This is a genomic window from Pedobacter sp. Bi27 (assembly GCF_918698255.1).
Lineage (GTDB): Bacteria > Bacteroidota > Bacteroidia > Sphingobacteriales > Sphingobacteriaceae > Pedobacter.
The window spans coordinates 561465-579924 of record NZ_CAKKMW010000001.1; the positions used below are offsets into that span (position 1 = coordinate 561465).

Consider the following 18460-nt stretch of genomic DNA (forward strand, 5'->3'; position numbering starts at 1 on the left):
GTGCATTTTTTATACCCCATAGGTTTACTGGCGCTTGCAGGCTTAATTATCCCGCTCATTATACACCTGTGGAATGTTAAGCAGGGCAAAACGGTTAAGATTGGCAGCATTGCCTTGCTGGGCGAAAGTTCGAGGGCAAGTTCGAAAAGCTTTAAAATTAACGATTGGCTTTTATTGGTTTTACGCTGCTTACTTTTGGCACTACTGACATTTCTTCTGGCACAACCTTACCTTAAAAAAATAATCTCGGGAAAAAATAAAGCCGGATGGATTTTGGTTGATAAAACTATTTTCCAAAAGGTTTTCAATTCTAATAAAAAAACGATAGATTCATTACTGAAAAAGGGTTACGAAATTCACGATTTTAATGTGGGTTTTAAACCATTAACCTTAAAAGACACCGTTCTTAATGAAACAAAACAGGGCGATACTTTAAGCTATACAGCCTTACTGAGTGCAGCTAATCAATTTGTTCCTCCTGGAACTGAAGTTTATTTTTTTGCCGATCGGCACTTAAACCGTTTTGGTAACGAACTGCCAACTGTTAGTTATGAACTGAAATACATTCCGCTAAACCAACCCGATACGCTTAGCAGCTGGATTGCCGGATATGCAGGAAAGAAATATGAAGCAAAGTCCAATCCCTCAGGCACGACTTATCAGGCTTTAAATTCGGCAGACGAATCGTCAATAAACGTCGCCATACACGAAACTTCAGGTATTTCAGACAGTAAATACCTCATTGCAGCCTTAAAAGCCATTGAAAGTTTCACCAAACGGAAAATTATCATCAATGCAGCTGCAGAAAAAGCAAGCATTGGTTTTTGGTTATCTGATAATCCGGTTTCATCAGATTTCAAATCATCAATTGCACCGGGTGGAGCATTATTTCAATACGAAAACGGGAAAGTAGTTGCTATACCATCTACGATTAACATTTATGGTCGTCATATTAAATTGAGTAAAAGAATTGCCTCAACCAGCCAAGCCGAAAAAATATGGACTGATGGTTTTGGAAATGCAGTATTGACAAATGAAAAGGCTAATTCCTTACATATCTTTCACTTTTACAGCCGTTTTAACCCGCAATGGAACGAACTTGTTTGGGATGGCTTATTTGTAAAAGCGTTGATGCCGATTGTGATCAGAGCGGAAAACTCAATAGACTTCGGTTTCGAAGACAATCCTGCCGATCAGCGGAGCTTATCAGTTCAGCAAAAAGAAGTTATCGTGATTACCAAAGCAGAATCTACACAAAATACTCAAAATGAAGAACTTGCAACTTTATTCTGGATAACTACCCTTTTGATTTTTGTTACCGAACGTATTTTATCATTCAGAAAAAAACCGAATTATGTTAAAAGCTGAAGGAAAAAATTGGATCAGTAACCTAAGGAAAAAGTGGATTAGCTTTTATCTGATTAGCATTATTGCAATTGCTTTGGCCATTGCTTTGGTTTTATCGGTTATTGGCATTTACCTGCTGCATTTTTCTCCATGGCTTTTTACAATTGTTTTTCCTGTTATTCTGGTCATCTTCTTATTCATAAAACCCATTTGGAAAACCACCGAACAGGATGTTTCGCGTTTTGTAAACAACCAATACCCCGAACTGGAAGAGAGCGCCGATCTCCTGCTGCAAAATCAAGATGAATTGTCTATGCTGCAACAATTGCAGCGCAACAAAATCGAAAATATAATCCCCAGCCTATCGCAGCCAAAAGAACCAGCCAAGAAATTATATTTCGGCTTGATTACCCTTCTTGTAGGATTGCTCATCAGCATTGGTATTAGCCAAATCTCTTTGAATAAAAGTGAACCTTTAAATTTTCACGAAAAAGCAAGTCAAATTCCGGCAATCAAAGAAAATATTCCCGCAGAAATTTCCGATTTCAGCGCTATCATCATTCCACCTGCCTACACTCAAAAAGCTGAGCGCAAACAAAAACAGTTGACAATCGCTGCCGAAACTGGTGCCAAAATAAACTGGAAAATCGAAACGAACATTGGTGTTAAAAAACTGAAAATCATCTTTAACGATAACGAAATTGTCCCGCTAAAAGCCTTAAATGCATCGCATACGCAATGGACATATAGCAAAACCGTCAACAAATCAGGCTTTTATCAACTGGATCTGGACGGTAAAAAATCAGACCTCTACCAGATCGAGATCATTCCTGATTTACCCGTTACGATTAAGATTACAAAACCCAAACAGCACACCACTATTGATATCGGTCAGCCGCAAAAGATCGATCTGAACGTATCACTTACAGACGATTACGGCATCAACGATGCCTATATATCGGCAACCATGGCCAGTGGTAAAGGCGAAGGTGTGAGTTTCACAGAGAAAAAACTATCGTTTAATACCGGGTTTGATAACAAAAAGAACCTCACGCTAGGTAAACTGATTGACTTAAAAAGCCTTGGCATGAAACCAGGTGATGAACTCTACTTTTTCATCAAAGCGATGGATAACCATGGTCAATCGAGCCGTTCAGATGTTTATTTTGTTTCGATTGTAGATACTGCCGAATTAATGAGTTTGGCGGGGATGACCAATGGCGTTAACCTGGTTCCGGAATATTTCAGGAGTGAAAGGCAGATCATTATCGATACAGAGAAATTATTGAAAGAACAATCGACATTGCCTCCTGCAACTTTTAAAACCAGAAGCAACGATCTGGGTATCGATCAAAAGTTATTGAGATTACGTTACGGACAGTTTTTGGGCGAAGAGAACGAAACTGAAATCGGCGGTGATCATGACGACCACGATGAACATGCGGAACATAAGCGTGAGGGCGAAAAGTTCGGTGATGTGACTGGCATTATGGACAAATATGCCCATAAACATGATATCGCTGAAGATGCTACCTTTTTCGAACCGGAAATGAAGGCGCAATTAAAGGCCGTTTTAACTGAAATGTGGAATGCCGAACTTCGTTTGAGAACCTATAAACCCCAGGAAGCATTACCTTACGAATATAAAGCGCTGAGGTTACTGAAAGATCTGCAGCAAAAATCGCGGGCTTATGTAGCCAAAACCACCGTAAAAACGGCAGCATTAAAACCTGAGAAACGTTTAACCGGGGAACTGGATAAGATTACACAGCCGGTTCAGAAAATGTCGTTTGAGCAAAAAGAAAAAAGAACTGCCTTTTTAAAAGCGGCGCTCGCCTTACTGGAGAGCAGAAAAACAGGGAAAAAGTTCATCGAACAAGATCAATTCTTACTTGGCGAAACTGAGAAATACATGATCGGAGCCGCAGCCGATCATCCATCGATCTATTTAAATGCCTTAAGCAGTTTAAGAAAATTAAGCACAGGCAATAAACTGATAATGAGGGATATTGACCTGGTTCAACAGGCTATCCAAAAAATGATTAATAACGAAGCAGCAAAACCGCAGACACAAAGCGCTGGCCCAGCTTCTGCATTGTATCAAAACTATTTTAACAACCTCAACAAAACCGGCAAATAGATATGGAATTTAAATACATCGCTATTCTGGTTGGCTTGGTTTTATTGGCATTTTTGCTCTACAAAGAGGTAAACCGGACAAATCGAGCTAGATTAATATGGCGAATTTTAGCGAATATCATTGCCGTGGGCTGTTTTATGCTGTTAATTGTACCGATCAGATACAAAACACATGTAAAACAAAATGCAGATGAAGTTATTTTACTCACCGACGGCACAAACCCTGATTCTGTTGCAAAACTAAAAGGGAAAAAATATGCATTTCCATCAGTAAATTTAAAAAATACGAAGGCCACAACCCTTTCCGATCTCTCCTATTTCTTAAAATCGAATCCCAATATTCAAAAACTGAATGTCTACGGTTATGGTTTAAGTGCAGCTGAACTGAAGAACCTCAAAGGATACCAGATCACTTTTCATCCTTCCGCAAATCCTGGCGGGATTATTTCTGCCAACTGGCCAGCCAAATTAAAAACCAGTGAGCCGCTTCAGGTTCAGGGAACTTATCAAAACTCAGGGAGCGAAACAGTTAAACTCCTGCTCAAAGGTTTGGGCAAAACAGTAGATTCGATCGCTATCGAGGCAAAATCGAATAAATCTTTTTCATTTAAAACGAATCCCAAACAAACAGGAAAAGCCATTTACGAATTAATTGCACTACAAAAAAACGATACCCTGGCCAAAGAACCTGTGCCGGTTCTGGTTAGCGATCAGACACCGATGAAAGTGCTGATTTTAGCCTCTTTTCCTGACTTTGAATATAAATTTTTAAAAAACTGGTTATATGAAAATCAATATCCATTGGCTTTCAGAAGTCAGATCAGTAAAAACAAATTTGCTTTCGATTTCCTTAACATAGACAGCATAAACCTTAATCAGATCAATACGTCATCCTTAAAAAAATTCGACATCCTGATCATTGATGAAGAAGAATTAGCCGCTATTAGCCCAAATGAAAGGTCATCAATAAATTTTGCGGTTAATAACGGAATGGGATTATTGATCAGGGTTGCAAATAGCAAAGCTTTGACAACACTCAGTGGTAAATTTGTCCGTTTCGAATCTCCTGTTTTAAAAGGCAAAGCATTAAATTTAATTATGATAGAAGATCATCACAAATTTAATCCGTTACCACTAGAACAAACTGTATTTTTAAGGGCCAACCAAACTGATCAGCCCATCATTTCCGATGCCAGCGATAAAACAGTGGTCAACAGCAGCATCAGTGGTTATGGCAAAGTATTGGTCTCTACACTTTCCGCCACCTATAATTGGCTACTTTCAGGGCAAAAAACTGATTATGCAACCTATTGGTCTAAACTTTTGGCCCATGCAGCAAGGAAAAGAAACAATATTCAGTCTGTAAACATCATTCCTCAATTCCCTGTTGTGCACCAAAAAATGAGGATTATTACAGATCTGGCAGCATCAGATAAGGTACCAGTATTAAAAATAGATAGTATTTTACTCAGTCCGCGACAAAATATGGAGCTTCCTTTCCAATGGGATGCTTTATACTGGCCTCAAAAATCAGGCTGGACTAATTTAAAAGTAAATCAAGCCATTGAGCCAGTGTATATCTACAAAAAAACAGATTGGGAAGCACTCAAAAACCAACAAAAGCTTGATGAAACCCATCAGTTTATCAAAAACCTGAAGACTACTGAAGCCAAAAACAAATTAACAGATACCATTGTAGAGGAAGAAGTATCACTCTGGTGGTTCTTTGGAGGGTTTCTGCTTGCAGCTAGCTTTTTATGGTACGAATCGAGGATATTGGCCGTTAAATAAGCCGCGCGATTGCTGTCATTCTGAGCGCAGTGAAGAATCCTCCTCCAATGAAACAGTGCAATCTGATAAAGATTCTTCACTGCGTTCAGAATGACAAATCTTAATAAACCATCGTATAACTATTTCTGCACTCGTTTGGAAACGAGCGCAAGCATTAGGAGTTCTAACAAAAAATCTCTTACTATAGATTTCTCCATTCCGCTACTGATGAAAAATCAGCAACGTCAGTCGAAATGACGAAATTAGCTTTGCTAAAAACATCTTTTCACAAAAAATACCTCCTTTTTCAGCATTGAAACTAAAATGTTATAATCAATTTCCAGTTTTAGCCTCACAATTGGCTATATTGAGAACGTAAACTAACTAAATTCAACCAATTGAAAAGAAAAGACTTCCTCTACTTATCCGGAATGGGTATGGGTGCCCTACTCCTTCCCGACCTTTCTGCATTCGGAACTCCTATAGACCCTTTACAGGCCTTAGATGGAGTAGATGTAAAAATTAAAAAGGAACTGGCTGATGTTGCACTAAATGCGGCAAAATCGAAAGGTGCAACATATGCTGATATCCGCATCGGGCGTTATTTAAACCAGTTTGTTGCCACCCGCGAAAAACGTGTTCAAGGCGTAGCCAATACCGAATCGTATGGTGTAGGTATTCGTGTTTTAGCCAATGGCTGCTGGGGTTTTGCTGCCACAAACAATGTAACCAAAGATGCCATTGCCAAAGCAGCCGAACAAGCGGTTGCCGTTGCAAAAGCCAATGCCAAAATACAGGGCGAACCGGTTCAACTGGCTCCGCAAAAAGGTTACGGCGAGGTAAGCTGGAAAACACCGATCGAAATTAATGCCTTCGAAGTTCCGGTAAAGGAGAAAGTAGACCTGCTTCTGAATGTCAACGACGTGGCCATGCAGAATGGAGCCAATTTTGTAAATTCCGTTATTTTCGCGGTTAATGAGCAAAAATACTTCGCATCTACTGACGGTTCTTACATCGATCAGGATGTTCACCGCATTTACCCAACTTTTAACGTAACCAAAGTTGATCGCGAATCGGGTAAATTTAAAACACGTAATGCACTAAGTGCGCCTTCTGGAAAGGGTTATGAATACATGCATGCCCGCCCTGAAGATAAGGTTACTGGTGTTGTAACCCGCTATAAAGGCCGTTACGATATGCTGGAAGATGTTAAAGAAGCAGCCCGCGTAGCAACAGAAAAAGTAAAGGCAAAATCGGTTGAGCCAGGTAAATACGATCTGGTTTTAGATCCTTCACACCTTTGGCTAACCATCCATGAATCTGTTGGTCACCCAACAGAATTAGACCGTGTTTTAGGCTACGAAGCCAATTATGCAGGCACCAGCTTCCTTACCTTAGATAAATGGGAATCAAAAAATTTCAAATTTGGCAGTGATAAAGTAAATATTGTAGCCGATAAAACCCAGGTAGGTTCGTTAGGTGCTGTTGGCTACGATGATGAGGGCGTAAAATGCAAAAAATGGGATCTGATCAAGAATGGAATACTCACAAGCTACCAGGCCATACGCGATCAGGCACACATTATCGGCTTAACCGAATCAAATGGTTGCTGTTATTCGCAGGGCTGGGATGATGTTCAGTTTCAGCGGATGCCAAATGTTTCGCTGCAGCCAGGAAAAGAAAAACTGAGTGTTGATGATATGATCAAAAATGTTGAAAAAGGCATTTACATTATTGGCGACGGAAGTTTTTCTATCGATCAGCAACGTTACAATTTTCAGTTCGGCGGACAGATATTCTACGAAATTAAGGATGGTAAAATTGCAGGCATGCTTAACGATGTGGCCTACCAGGCCAATACGCAAGAGTTCTGGAATTCGTGTAATGCCATTTGCGATGAAAGTGATTACCGTTTAGGTGGTTCGTTTAATGATGGAAAAGGACAGCCTTCTCAAAGCAGTGCCGTATCGCATGGCAGTGCCACTACCCGTTTTAATGGAGTTAATGTTATCAATACAGCAAGAAAAATATAATTATGGCCATATTAAGTAAAGAAGAAGCCCAGGCGATATTAAAAAAAGTAATCGGTTATTCGAAAGCCGATTTCTGTGAAGTAGGTTTAAACGGTTCTGATGGCGGGAATATCCGTTATGCCCGCAATGCGGTTTCTACTGCAGGGCAGATCAGTACCATGAGCTTAGGCGTAAGCTCCACTTTTGGTAAAAAAACTGGTTCGGCAACGATAAATGAATTTGATGATGCTTCCTTACAAAAGGTCGTAAAAAGAGCAGAAGAACTGGCCATGCTGGCACCAGAAAATCCTGAGTTTATGCCTCCTTTAGGCCCACAGACTTTTCCAGAATCGAATACATACAATGCTAAAACTGCCGCCATGACTCCTGATACCAGGGCAGAAATGGTGGGAAAAAGTTTAAGTGTATCAAAAGCAGCTGGTTTAGATGCGGCCGGTTTCTTAGAAAACTCAACCCGTTTTAACGCGATCATGAACTCTAAAGGTTTGTTCGCCTACAATAAAGGTACCGATGTTTCTTTCTCAGTAACTGTTAGAAACAAGCAAGGAACAGGATCAGGTTACGTTGAGCAAGGCTTTAATGATCTCGACAAAATGGATACCCTGGCACTTAGCAAAATTGCAGCAAGCAAAGCCAATGGTTCTGCAGGTGCAAAGGCCATAGAACCGGGAAAATATACTGTTATTTTAGAACCACTTGCAGCCAGCGATATTATCGGCAATATGTTTAGGGGTTTTGATGCCAGAAGTGCTGACGAAGGCCGGAGCTTTATGAGCAAAAAGGGTGGTGGTACACGTTTAGGGGAGCAATTGTTCTCAGAAAACGTAAATATCTACTCTGATCCAATGAATGCTGAAATCCCGTCTGCTACGTTCACGGGCGAAGGTTTACCAGTAAAAAGAACGCAATGGGTTGAAAAAGGGGTAGTTAAAAACCTGTCTTATTCAAGATATTGGGCTGCACAAAAGAATGTTCAGCCGCTTCCTTTTAGTCGTAGCATGGTCATCGAAGGCGGAACACAATCGTTGGAAGATCTGATCAAAAGTACTGAAAAAGGCATATTGGTTACCCGTTTCTGGTATATCCGTTCAGTAGATCCGCAAACGTTATTACTCACCGGATTAACACGTGACGGTACTTTTTACATCGAAAATGGCGAAATTAAATTCCCGATCAAGAATTTCAGGTTCAATGAAAGCCCGGTAATTATGCTCAACAATGTTGAAGCTTTGGGTAAACCGGTGAGAACAGGAAGCGGATTGATCCCACCAATGAAAATCCGCGATTTTACGTTTACTTCACTATCGGATGCGATTTAAGGAAATAACTCCATAACAAGCTCCGTCATTGCGAGAAGGAACGACGAAGCAATCTTACAACGATCGCTACCAGCGTGCGCATTAAGATTGCTTCGTGCCTCGCAATGACGACTGTAGTACGATAACGACCTTTTATTTTTAATAAAAATCAAAAAATTGAGAAGAAGAGATTTTTTATACATGACAGGTGTTGGCCTTGGTACCAGCATGATGCCCAATATACCTGCCTTTGGCAAAATTATTTCTGTTGAAGAATCTTTAACGCCTGTTGATATTGCCCTAAAGAAAAAAATGGCCGATGTTGCCCTCAATACTGCAAAAAGCAAAGGCGCAACTTATGCCGATGTACGCATTGGACGGTATTTAAATCAGGTAGTGGCTACTAGAGAAACCAGGGTAGAAAACATCTCTAATTCCGAATCTTATGGTTTAGGTGTTCGTGTTATCGCCAATGGAAGCTGGGGTTTTGCCGCTACCAACAACATGGACAATGCCAGCATCGCCAAAGCTGCAGAAACTGCCGTAGCCATTGCCAAAGGAAATTCTAAACTCATGGAAGAACCTGTTCAATTGGCGGCACAAAAAGGATATGGGGAGGTAAGCTGGAAAACACCAATCGAAATTAATGCCTTTGAGGTACCCATTGCCGACAAAGTTGACCTGCTTTTAAAGGTAAATAGTGAGGCCATGAAAGGCGGTGCAAAATACATCAGTTCCAATCTGTTTATGATCAATGAACAGAAATATTTTGCATCAACCGATGGTTCTTATATCGATCAGGATATCCATAGGATATGGCCAACCTTTACCCTAACTAAAACAGATGCGGCCAGTGGTAAGTTCGAAACCAGAAATGCCTTAAGTGCACCAATGGGTATGGGTTTTGAATACCTTAAGCCAAAAGACGAAGAAAAAATTAAAGGTGGCCCTGTAACACTTTACAAAAAACGATACGATATTTTGGAGGATGTACGCGAAGCAGCTGTACATGTTGATGAAAAACTAAAGGCCAAACCTATTGCCCCTGGCAAATACGACCTGGTTTTAGATCCTTCTCACCTATTCCTAACCATCCACGAATCTGTTGGTCACCCGACAGAGTTAGACCGCGTTTTAGGTTATGAGGCGAATTATGCAGGAACTAGTTTCTTAACGCTGGATAAATGGGAAAGCAAAAAATTCAACTTCGGGAGTAAAGAGGTAAACATCGTTGGCGATAAACTGGAAGTGGGTTCATTAGGCGCCGTGGGTTATGATGATGAAGGCGTAAAATGTGGCCAATGGGATATTATTAAAGATGGAATTTTAGTGAATTACCAGACCATAAGAGATCAGGCACATATTTTAGGTTTGAAAGAATCGCAGGGTTGTTGCTATGCCGATAGCTGGGATAGTATTCAGTTCCAAAGAATGCCAAACGTTTCATTAGCACCTGGAAATGCTGCTTTAAGTGCGGCAGATATGGTTAAAAATGTAGAGAAAGGCATTTACATGTTTGGCCGTAACTCTTATTCTATCGATCAACAACGTTATAACTTCCAGTTTAGCGCGCAGTTGGCCTACGAAATTAAGGAAGGCAAAATTGTAGGTATGTTTAAGGATGCTGCTTACCAAGCCAATACACAAGAATTCTGGAACTCCTGTGTACAACGCTGCGATAAAAACGACTACAGGTTGGGTGGGACATTTTCGGATGGAAAAGGTCAGCCGGGGCAAGCAAGTGCCGTTTCCCACGGAAGTGCCACTACCCGTTTCAACGGAGTTAATGTGATTAATACGGGAAGGAAATTGGGGTAATTAAAACTGCCGGTACTCGTTACCGGCAATTTTATTATAAGATAGTTTGAGAAGAAAGATAGCATAATCTACATCTTCAGTATGATGAACATAAAAGCTTATCCATCCCGATTTTTTAAATACATGATGTTGTTCTACCCTTCCGTAGAGCATTAACTCTGCTTTAACTTTCTGCGTAAAAAGAATGTCCAATAGGCCATTACTATGAATGTGCGCAAATTCTCGCTGGTTATGGTTGAACTGTGAACCGCCAAATTTATGCAGACTTAGAGAAGTATTTTTCCATTTTAAAACTTCGTTTTCTATTTTGTCAATTTGATCCAGCCTTTCGGGTTTTGTGATCAACATCCACATTTTCAATAAGCTATCAAATACCAGTGCGAGCAATGGTATTGATTTAAGAAAATCCAATCTCTTCACCACAAATGAAAACATGACTAATTCTTTTCGCTAAGTTCTTTAATATGATGCATTACGCGTAAATGTACATTTCTGGTAATACTTTCTGCCCATAAATCATAATACCAAATTGGGAATACCTTTAAGCTATACCAGCTGTTCCCAACAAGAGTGGTGGTTCCATCACCATTATCTTTCAATAAAAACTGACCTCTTTCAATATCAATATGTCCCATAATTTCAGGATCTTTAGGCTGCCCGGTAATATCGAATGTTAAATTCTTGTTGACATCAAAAGTTACAATCTTTTCATCAAAAACATATCCATTGCTAAAAATACATTTTCTTCCTGCACCTTTTTTATAAGCGGTAACAGTAGTTTGCATGGGGCTAGGCATTCCCGCTTTGAAAAGCCAATAGGTATCTGCTTGTTTGATCTTCTCAAACGCAACAACATTCTTCCAAATTTTTTCTGGTGCTGCTTTGACTATCATTTCATCACTTACCATGTTTCTATAATGATGATCAGAGATGGAATCAACGGTAAAAATCACGAGTAATATGGAAACGATACTTACATTTAAAGTTTGGTTATTTTTCCTGAACATTGTTTTACCAATAAATGCCCCAGTGATTACAAAAGCAAAAATGAGTGGCGAAACAATAATTAAACAAATTGTTCCCTCTCCCAAAAAAATGTAGCTTAAAAGAATAGCAAGGAGACCATTTAAAATTGAATACCAGATGAGCAATTTACTTTTCAGGTTCAGATTTCTCCAAAACCAGGCGCTGATTACCCCCATCAAAAAAGGTAAAATAACAAATTCTGAAAACACTAAAATACCATCCTTTTCACTATGAAGCCAATTATTTAACCAGATAATGATTAAGACGATTACATTTGAGATAATGATCCCTTGAAGTAATTTTGATTGGAGAAACGTTTTCATATTATTTATGTTTGATCAAAAGTAAAATATATTTTTAAACTTTCAAAAATTATTGAAAATAAAATTATTAAATTTAAAAACAAAAGGGCATTCTATCCAGAAATGCCCCTTTTTCTAACCAAATATAAACCTGTTAAGAACCAGGAGTTTCTTTATACATCTTTGATGATGTTAATTATGTAAATGATAGTAGCTGTACTCCTCCCAATGTACCGTTAATATAAACGGTATAAATTTTCCCGGCCTCGAACTCAGCGGTACTTAAAGCATTGTTTATCAAATAAATAAATACCTTAGTCGTATTATCTTTAATCACTAAACTTAGGTGAATTAATTAGCGTAATAACCTAAACTAGTGGTGGTGATTAGTTAGGCCGTTCCTGATACCCCGGCAACTTATTGACTGAAATACATGACCACCATAATATTCTATCAAAAGGCCCCGGGGTACCAGGATTTTTAAATAAGAATATCTGAATGAAAACCTTTAGCAAGTGAACCGTATATTAGCTTATATTAGCGGCAACAGCAGTTATACTGATCTGAATAATTGATCAGGGAATATGGCTGAGGTTGTCTGCGGAGTTTCATATTGAACGTAAATTTGCTAGTGAGTTATTTTATTTTTTTTGTAAAAGTATAAACTTCGTTTAATTTAAACAAGTATTCCTATAGATTTTATAGACTTTATTTCTAACAAACTGGTTTACAGTGAAAATAATTTATAATTATTGTTTTAGGCAGGGCGGTTGTCATTCTGAACGCATTTAAGAATCTTTAATTATTAAGAATACCGAAGTCAACTGTAAGATCCTTCGTTGCACTCAGGATGACAAATTGAGAATACGATTGGGTTTATCATCAATCTGTCGCCGCTCTCCATTTTTACCACAGAGGTCACAGAGAGAAAAACGCGGAGCGCATGGAGCCTTTTCATTCCATCATTCATTTTACATTTCCCATCCTTTACCGTAAAAGACACTGAGGTAAGGCGCAAAGCTGCAGTCATTCTGAACGCAGTGAAGAATCTTTTATTTAAAAAAGTTAACTACTAAAAGATCCTTCGCTCTACTCAGGACGACATATTAAAAAGCTATAGATCAACGTATTAACCAACAGAATAAAAATTAAATATTACAAATCCACAAAAAAACTACTATTTCTATAGAAATTATAGTAATTAATTTTTACTTTTGCTGAGTCTTCTTCAAAAAGTGAATCTAAAACTGCTTGAAAAGATCATATAGTCATGTGGCCGAGTGGTTAGGTAAAGGTCTGCAAAACCTAGTACGGCGGTTCGATTCCGTCCATGACGTCTAATACTTATCAAGAAAGACGTAGGGAATGGCCCTTTGATGTCTTAGCAACCTATTGATTAACAAGGTGCTAATTCCTTCTGCAATGGCAGAAAAGATGAGTTTGAAAGCAGATCCCTTCACTGTTTTCGGCGAACGATCAATGGCTATCCCTTCCAAAAATTGGTAACCTAAATTTAATAATATGTCAGTTTATTTTGATTATCCATCCATCAGGGATTTTTTCGAGATCCACGGAAATACTTCCTGCGAAAAATTAGATGATTATGAACATTGTAAGACAGAATCAGATCGGCTTTATAATGAACAACTTAATGAGATCAATGGAGAAATTCCACATGATCAACCCAAAACCGACACCTAAATTATTCGAACCTTTAGTTTAAACGCTCCTTTAAATAACAAGCCTAAAATGTATTCAACACCACCCAGACTACCCATTTTACTCAAAACCTTATTCACTATAGTTTTAACCTTTTTCCTCTTTTCACCCCAAATATGGGCACAATCGAAAGATCCATCCCCTATCAGTTTTCCTACGCCTAAAAATATAGATCGCATGTTATTTTATCTTCAGCGTGATCCGAATACCAACACCCTGATCTATGCACTAAACCTGAAAGAAAATGGCAGCATTAATGCTAATGCGCCTATTCAGGTTTATTGGATCCGCTATGGTGAAAAAGGACAGAAAAAAGATCTGGGCTATATCCAAAGAAAGTTTGCATATGGTATCGACACGAAGGAATTGGGGGCAGACAAGTATGAATTTCGATTTGTATCACATAAAAAATTACCATTTTACCTGCAAAAGTATAGTGATAAAAGCTATCGCGTTTCGGTAACCCTAAACAACCGGACCATCAGGGTTACTCGATTGTTTATCAGGATACAAGGTGGCAGTTTCTGGCTTCCGAATGTAAAATATGCGGAAGTGGAAGGCACAGAAGAATCGACAGGCAAACCAGTAGTGGAACGGATAAGTGTGAAGTAAACTTATTCTTCATTACCTTTAGTTAATTGTAATAAGGTCCTTCGACTCCGCTACCATTGACGTTATTTTACAAATCATTATTAATTAATATTTTAGCCGCTATCGCATTTCCATCCAGCTAGGCCATAGCGCGGTATCCCCGTTCTACTTAAATCGGCCTAACAAATTTTTGGGAATCCACAGGCCAAGCCCATGCAGAAACTTCAATACAAAAATTTTCAGCCGACACTTTTGTTTCTTTTGGTGCCAAAAGAAAAAGGCCTGTCCGGCCAGGACGAATAAACACCCCGTCCTGCGGACACCCCTCTAAAAGAGGGGAATTATATACCGCCTGATATTTCAACGTCATTTATTTTGATCATTATGAAATAAATTACCCTCTCAGGATGACAACCTTATGAGACTTTTCTTATGGTAAAAAACAAAGATGGTCTGTGAGACACAGACCATGGATTCACCTCGTTTATGATACAGTTGATTATTTCGGCTCTTTTTTATTGTCTACTGCGGTACTAAATGTTTTGTCAAACTCGCCCTTTATCCATTGTACTTTTCCGGATGACTGCATAGCTGGTGCAATGATGTAATTTCCGGTTTCAGTATCAAGGATAACGACAAGATTGTTGGGATTTACTTCGGTGCGGTACCTTCCACCGGTTTGATCTTGTCCGTTTTTAAAACTGATGGCCGTAAACATTAAGCCTGCGCCCAAAAACCCTAGCACAAGGGATTTTGTGTCTAATGTGATTTTCATATCCTTAAGATTTATTTGTGTGTAAAATCAAGATAAGATTTTTTCACAAAAAACACAGGTCATAAGCTCATTCTATCAGAAATATTTCAATTGATTTTCACTTGATTAGAAAACCAGGTTTCCATCATGGATCAGTGATTTAACAGGCGATACCCTTGATACGGCTTCTGCAGCGCAACTGGCATCAACAAGCACCAGATTGGCTTTATCGCCTGTGTTAGGCCATTGTCTATTTCCTTTATCATCTAAGGGAAGAATATTACCTGTAGCCAGTTTCAAGATCCTTGAAAGTTCAAATTCTGTACGATAGCCATAAATTTGAGCAGCTATATTGGCCTTTTGCAAAATGCTTCCAGTGCCAAAGGTATTCCAATGGTCAACAATACAATCATTACCCGCTACCACTTCTACACCATACTTGTACAGAGCAGGGATGGGCATTGGGTTACCAGAAAGCGGAATGGTTGAAGCTATTCCCATTTTTGCAGCGCCAAGTTTTTCAGCAATTTCTTCGGTTTTGGCTTTATCGAGATACCGCAATGCAAAAGCATGGCTCACATAGGTTTTTCCTTTCAGCGATGGGTTTTCCATTACTTTATCAATCAGGTATTCGATTGTTTTCAAACCAGATTCGCCCGACTCGTGAAGATGGATATCAATCCCCTTTCCATGATCTAGCGCCAACTGTACCACAAAATCCATGTGTTTTTCAATACCGCCATCAATTGAAGTTGGATCAAGGCCACCAATAAAGTCTATATCCATTTTGGCTGCTTCTTTCAGCAGTTCCGCAGATTTAGTGTAATAGATGCCATGCTGGGGGAAAGCCACCAACTCTGCCCGAAAAGATTTCTTTTTATGCAATAATGCGGTTTCGAGATGCTTCAGCGAGTCTAACCCAGAGGTAGGATCGATATTTACATGGGACCTTGCATAACTTGTTCCGTAAGATTGAAGTAACTCAATTAATTTTTCACTACGTGGTATAGAAGTTTTTAACAGCTCAGGAATGATCTGTTGTTCGAAAGCAATCATATCCTTTACAGATCTGTTCTTCTTCAAATGCGCCTGCCACGGCAATCCATAATAGGTTTTATCCAGATGGATGTGCATATCCCTGAAAGCCGGGAGCATTAACAACCCCTTTGCATCGATTGCTTTTGCATTAGGATTATTAGGAAGAACACGCTTCACCTTACCGTCTTCAATCTCAATAATGAAAAGTTCGGTTTTCGTTTTGATTACCTCATCCTGATCATATTCGAATCCCGTTTCGAGCCTAACATTTTTTAAGGTCAAAGTTTTTTCTGAGAAACGGGTTATATTTTCATCTGCAATGGCCTGTTCTGCTGACAGTAAACAAGTGCTTGCAAGCAACATAGATGAGCTTTTAATAAAGTCTTTTCTTGAGATGGAATTTGGGTTTATCATAACAGGATTCTTTATTACAAAAATAACCTTCTGTTATGTTTATGAATAGTAGGATTTATATTAAAAATTGTACCATTTATAACTATCCATACTTATTTATCGAATTTACAGCTCATATCTTGCTCAATTCATAACTGTTCGCGAAATGCACGTGGGGTAATTCGGGTTTGATTTTTAAAGAATTTAGAGAAATAAGCGACGTCATAAAACCCAAGATCGAAGGCAATCGCTTTAATGGGTCTTTCGGTCGTTAATAAAATCCGTTTTGCTTCGAGTATTAAACGTTCGTGAATGAGTGCAGTGGCTGATACATGAAAATGTTTTTTGCAGAGCATATTCAGATAGTTTCCCGAAATATTTAACTGATCGGCATAAAATCCAACAAGTTTTTCCTTCTTGTAATGCATATCGATCAGCGAGCGGTATTTAAAAAGCATCGGTTTGGTTTGGTAAACCGTTTGGTTATTGAATAGCGTTTCAGCCTCTTCACTAATCATCAGCGCAATAAGCCTGATCCTGGCATTGATAATTTCCCAAATTATGGCAGGCTTTGCGAGTTCGGATCTGATGCTCCGAAATTCGTACAGGATTTTTCCGTAAGCGTCGGCACTTAAATTTATTACCGGGTAATTTTGGTATAAGATTAATGAAAAGCGTAAAGAATTGGCCAGCGTTTCGAATATGCCCCTACTGATCATAAGTTGATGGGCATGGGTTTCTTCACCGAGCTCCCATTTATGGATCTGCTCAGGAAACAATAAGTGCAACTGCCCACAGGTAACCTGGTGATCTACAAAATCGATGGTGTGTAGACCGCTACCCTGCTCAAAAAGCATAAAAAGGAAAAAATCATGTTTATGTGGTTTTTCTATATGCCTTTTTCCAATTATTTCATGATACAGCAAGTTATTTCCCGAATCTTGCTCGGGCCAGAATTCACTGATATCGAGTGTAGGAAAATTTGCAATCACATCCATCGGCGAAAAATACCATTTTTGTATAGAAGTTACGAAAAAAGAAGATGGAAAGTGAATGAAGGAGTATTATTACGCAGGTTTTATGGAGATGAAGGATCATGATTTAATTTTATATCCTGTAGCTTCGGCAAAATCATGATGGTTTCATATCGGATAAAATTGATTCATCGAACTTACTTTGATATCTTTCCGGCTGAAGAACCAGGATTGTAAATAAAAATGCAACCTTTGTAAATAAAAACCTGACACCATGCATCTTAGCCGAAATCTCCTCTTCGAGAAACGCAAATACTTGTTTGGATCGATAATACTTTTGTTTATCGCTGCAATCTGTGTAGCTTTCAGTATGGCTGGCAGTAACGACTTTGATATCTCCAGAAGGGAAGTTTTGCTGCGCCGGATCGGGCATGAACTACTTCTACAGTCAGGCGACAGTATATCGAGGGTTCTTCCCATAAAAAAGATCGCTGAAAATGAATACCAGATCGCGTTTGAGAATGAACTGACTTTTCAACCCGACTCCCTGGTGAATACCACTCAGCGTTTGTTTACCAAAGATCCGCTCACAAGTGATTATGTTGTTAATGTACTAAACTGTGGCAATGCCAGTGTAGCTTATGGATATGCCATATCCAAAAACAAAAAAGATGACATTGTAACCTGCAGAGGAAGAAAACAGCCTAAGGCATGTTACATGATCAACATTAAGTTCAAACCAACGGGCATAAATACAGCCAAAAATAGATATCTTCTGGCTGGCCTGCCACTTTTAGCCTTCGTTGGATTTATTTTTTTGAGCGCTGTTAAGCGGCGAAAAACTTTACCTAAAGGGGAGTATACTGGCCTATTCACTTTGGGCTCGGTATTGTTCGATGCGAAAAATCGGAAGCTTACAATAAATGGAAAAACAATAGAACTAACCGGAACGGAAACCCGTGTATTGCTCATTTTCGCATTGTCACCCAATGAAACTATAGACAGAAGCCGGTTACAAAAAGAGATATGGGAAGATGAAGGTGTTATTGTGGGCCGAAGCTTGGATATGTTCATATCAAAACTTAGAAAAAAGCTTGAAGATGATCCGAATATCAACATTGTCGTTATAAGGGGTAAAGGATATAAGCTTGAAATTAGCGTTTAAAAGATCTCTCCATTCCGTTGCACTCCAGTCGAGATGACGACCCTTATATTGGAACCTGTCAAAGGACTGTTTAAATATCTAGTAAGACGTTTC

The 18460-nt window shown here is 39.0% G+C and carries 14 protein-coding genes, 1 tRNA gene and 1 riboswitch; of the genes, 10 read left to right on the forward strand and 5 right to left on the reverse strand.

What is annotated here, in order from left to right:
• From LQ227_RS02110 to LQ227_RS02135, 6 genes are all read left to right on the forward strand, one after another.
• Window positions 1-1368: a BatA domain-containing protein gene (locus tag LQ227_RS02110; protein ID WP_230143863.1), complete on the forward strand. Its 1368-nt coding sequence runs from the start codon at window positions 1-3 to the stop codon at window positions 1366-1368.
• Window positions 1355-3487 (forward strand): DUF4175 family protein, encoded by a 2133-nt coding sequence (locus LQ227_RS02115; protein ID WP_230148027.1) that lies wholly within the window; start codon window positions 1355-1357, stop codon window positions 3485-3487. The genes LQ227_RS02110 and LQ227_RS02115 overlap by 14 nt, the downstream gene beginning before the upstream one ends.
• A gap of 2 nt (window positions 3488-3489) precedes the next feature.
• Window positions 3490-5277 (forward strand): hypothetical protein, encoded by a 1788-nt coding sequence (locus LQ227_RS02120; protein ID WP_230143860.1) that lies wholly within the window; start codon window positions 3490-3492, stop codon window positions 5275-5277.
• A gap of 377 nt (window positions 5278-5654) precedes the next feature.
• Window positions 5655-7289, forward strand: coding sequence for a TldD/PmbA family protein (locus LQ227_RS02125; protein ID WP_230148029.1), 1635 nt, complete (start codon window positions 5655-5657; stop codon window positions 7287-7289).
• 2 nt (window positions 7290-7291) lie between these two features.
• Window positions 7292-8608 carry a TldD/PmbA family protein gene (locus tag LQ227_RS02130; RefSeq protein ID WP_230148030.1) on the forward strand — a complete coding sequence of 439 codons (1317 nt, stop codon included), beginning with the start codon at window positions 7292-7294 and terminating at the stop codon, window positions 8606-8608.
• A gap of 156 nt (window positions 8609-8764) precedes the next feature.
• Entirely contained in the window at window positions 8765-10405 is a 1641-nt protein-coding gene (locus tag LQ227_RS02135) for a TldD/PmbA family protein (protein ID WP_230148032.1), read from the forward strand.
• Here LQ227_RS02135 and LQ227_RS02140 read toward each other — a convergent pair whose 3' ends face one another.
• Both LQ227_RS02140 and LQ227_RS02145 read right to left on the reverse strand, forming a co-directional pair.
• Window positions 10406-10792, reverse strand: coding sequence for a luciferase family protein (locus LQ227_RS02140; protein WP_230143854.1), 387 nt, complete (start codon window positions 10790-10792; stop codon window positions 10406-10408).
• Window positions 10793-10842: 50 nt separating this feature from the next.
• Complete coding sequence (locus LQ227_RS02145) at window positions 10843-11754, reverse strand: hypothetical protein (RefSeq protein WP_230148034.1); 912 nt, start codon at window positions 11752-11754, stop codon at window positions 10843-10845.
• A gap of 1245 nt (window positions 11755-12999) precedes the next feature.
• Between LQ227_RS02145 and LQ227_RS02150 the strand changes: the two genes are divergently transcribed.
• The 3 genes from LQ227_RS02150 to LQ227_RS02160 all read left to right on the forward strand — a co-directional run bounded on the left by LQ227_RS02150 (window position 13000) and on the right by LQ227_RS02160 (window position 14064).
• A tRNA-Cys gene (locus LQ227_RS02150) sits at window positions 13000-13070 on the forward strand.
• A 4-nt stretch (window positions 13071-13074) separates the two neighbouring features.
• Window positions 13075-13174, forward strand: a riboswitch (SAM riboswitch).
• Window positions 13175-13254: 80 nt separating this feature from the next.
• Complete coding sequence (locus LQ227_RS02155) at window positions 13255-13434, forward strand: hypothetical protein (protein ID WP_230148036.1); 180 nt, start codon at window positions 13255-13257, stop codon at window positions 13432-13434.
• A 195-nt stretch (window positions 13435-13629) separates the two neighbouring features.
• A complete protein-coding gene (locus LQ227_RS02160; protein WP_230148038.1) occupies window positions 13630-14064 on the forward strand; it encodes a DUF4833 domain-containing protein in 435 nt (144 codons plus the stop codon).
• A 478-nt stretch (window positions 14065-14542) separates the two neighbouring features.
• Here the strand turns inward: LQ227_RS02160 and LQ227_RS02165 are convergent, their stop codons facing one another.
• The 3 genes from LQ227_RS02165 to LQ227_RS02175 form a co-directional block, all read right to left on the reverse strand.
• A complete protein-coding gene (locus tag LQ227_RS02165) occupies window positions 14543-14818 on the reverse strand; it encodes a hypothetical protein (RefSeq protein WP_230148040.1) in 276 nt (91 codons plus the stop codon).
• Window positions 14819-14923: 105 nt separating this feature from the next.
• On the reverse strand, window positions 14924-16198 hold the full coding sequence (locus LQ227_RS02170) for an amidohydrolase (RefSeq protein ID WP_230148041.1): 1275 nt from the start codon (window positions 16196-16198) through the stop codon (window positions 14924-14926).
• A 179-nt stretch (window positions 16199-16377) separates the two neighbouring features.
• Window positions 16378-17226 (reverse strand): helix-turn-helix transcriptional regulator, encoded by an 849-nt coding sequence (locus LQ227_RS02175; RefSeq protein WP_230148043.1) that lies wholly within the window; start codon window positions 17224-17226, stop codon window positions 16378-16380.
• 250 nt (window positions 17227-17476) lie between these two features.
• Between LQ227_RS02175 and LQ227_RS02180 the strand changes: the two genes are divergently transcribed.
• The gene (locus LQ227_RS02180) at window positions 17477-18367 is read left to right on the forward strand and encodes a winged helix-turn-helix domain-containing protein (protein ID WP_230148045.1); all 891 of its coding nucleotides are present in this window, start codon (window positions 17477-17479) and stop codon (window positions 18365-18367) included.
• Window positions 18368-18460: the final 93 nt, after the last annotated feature.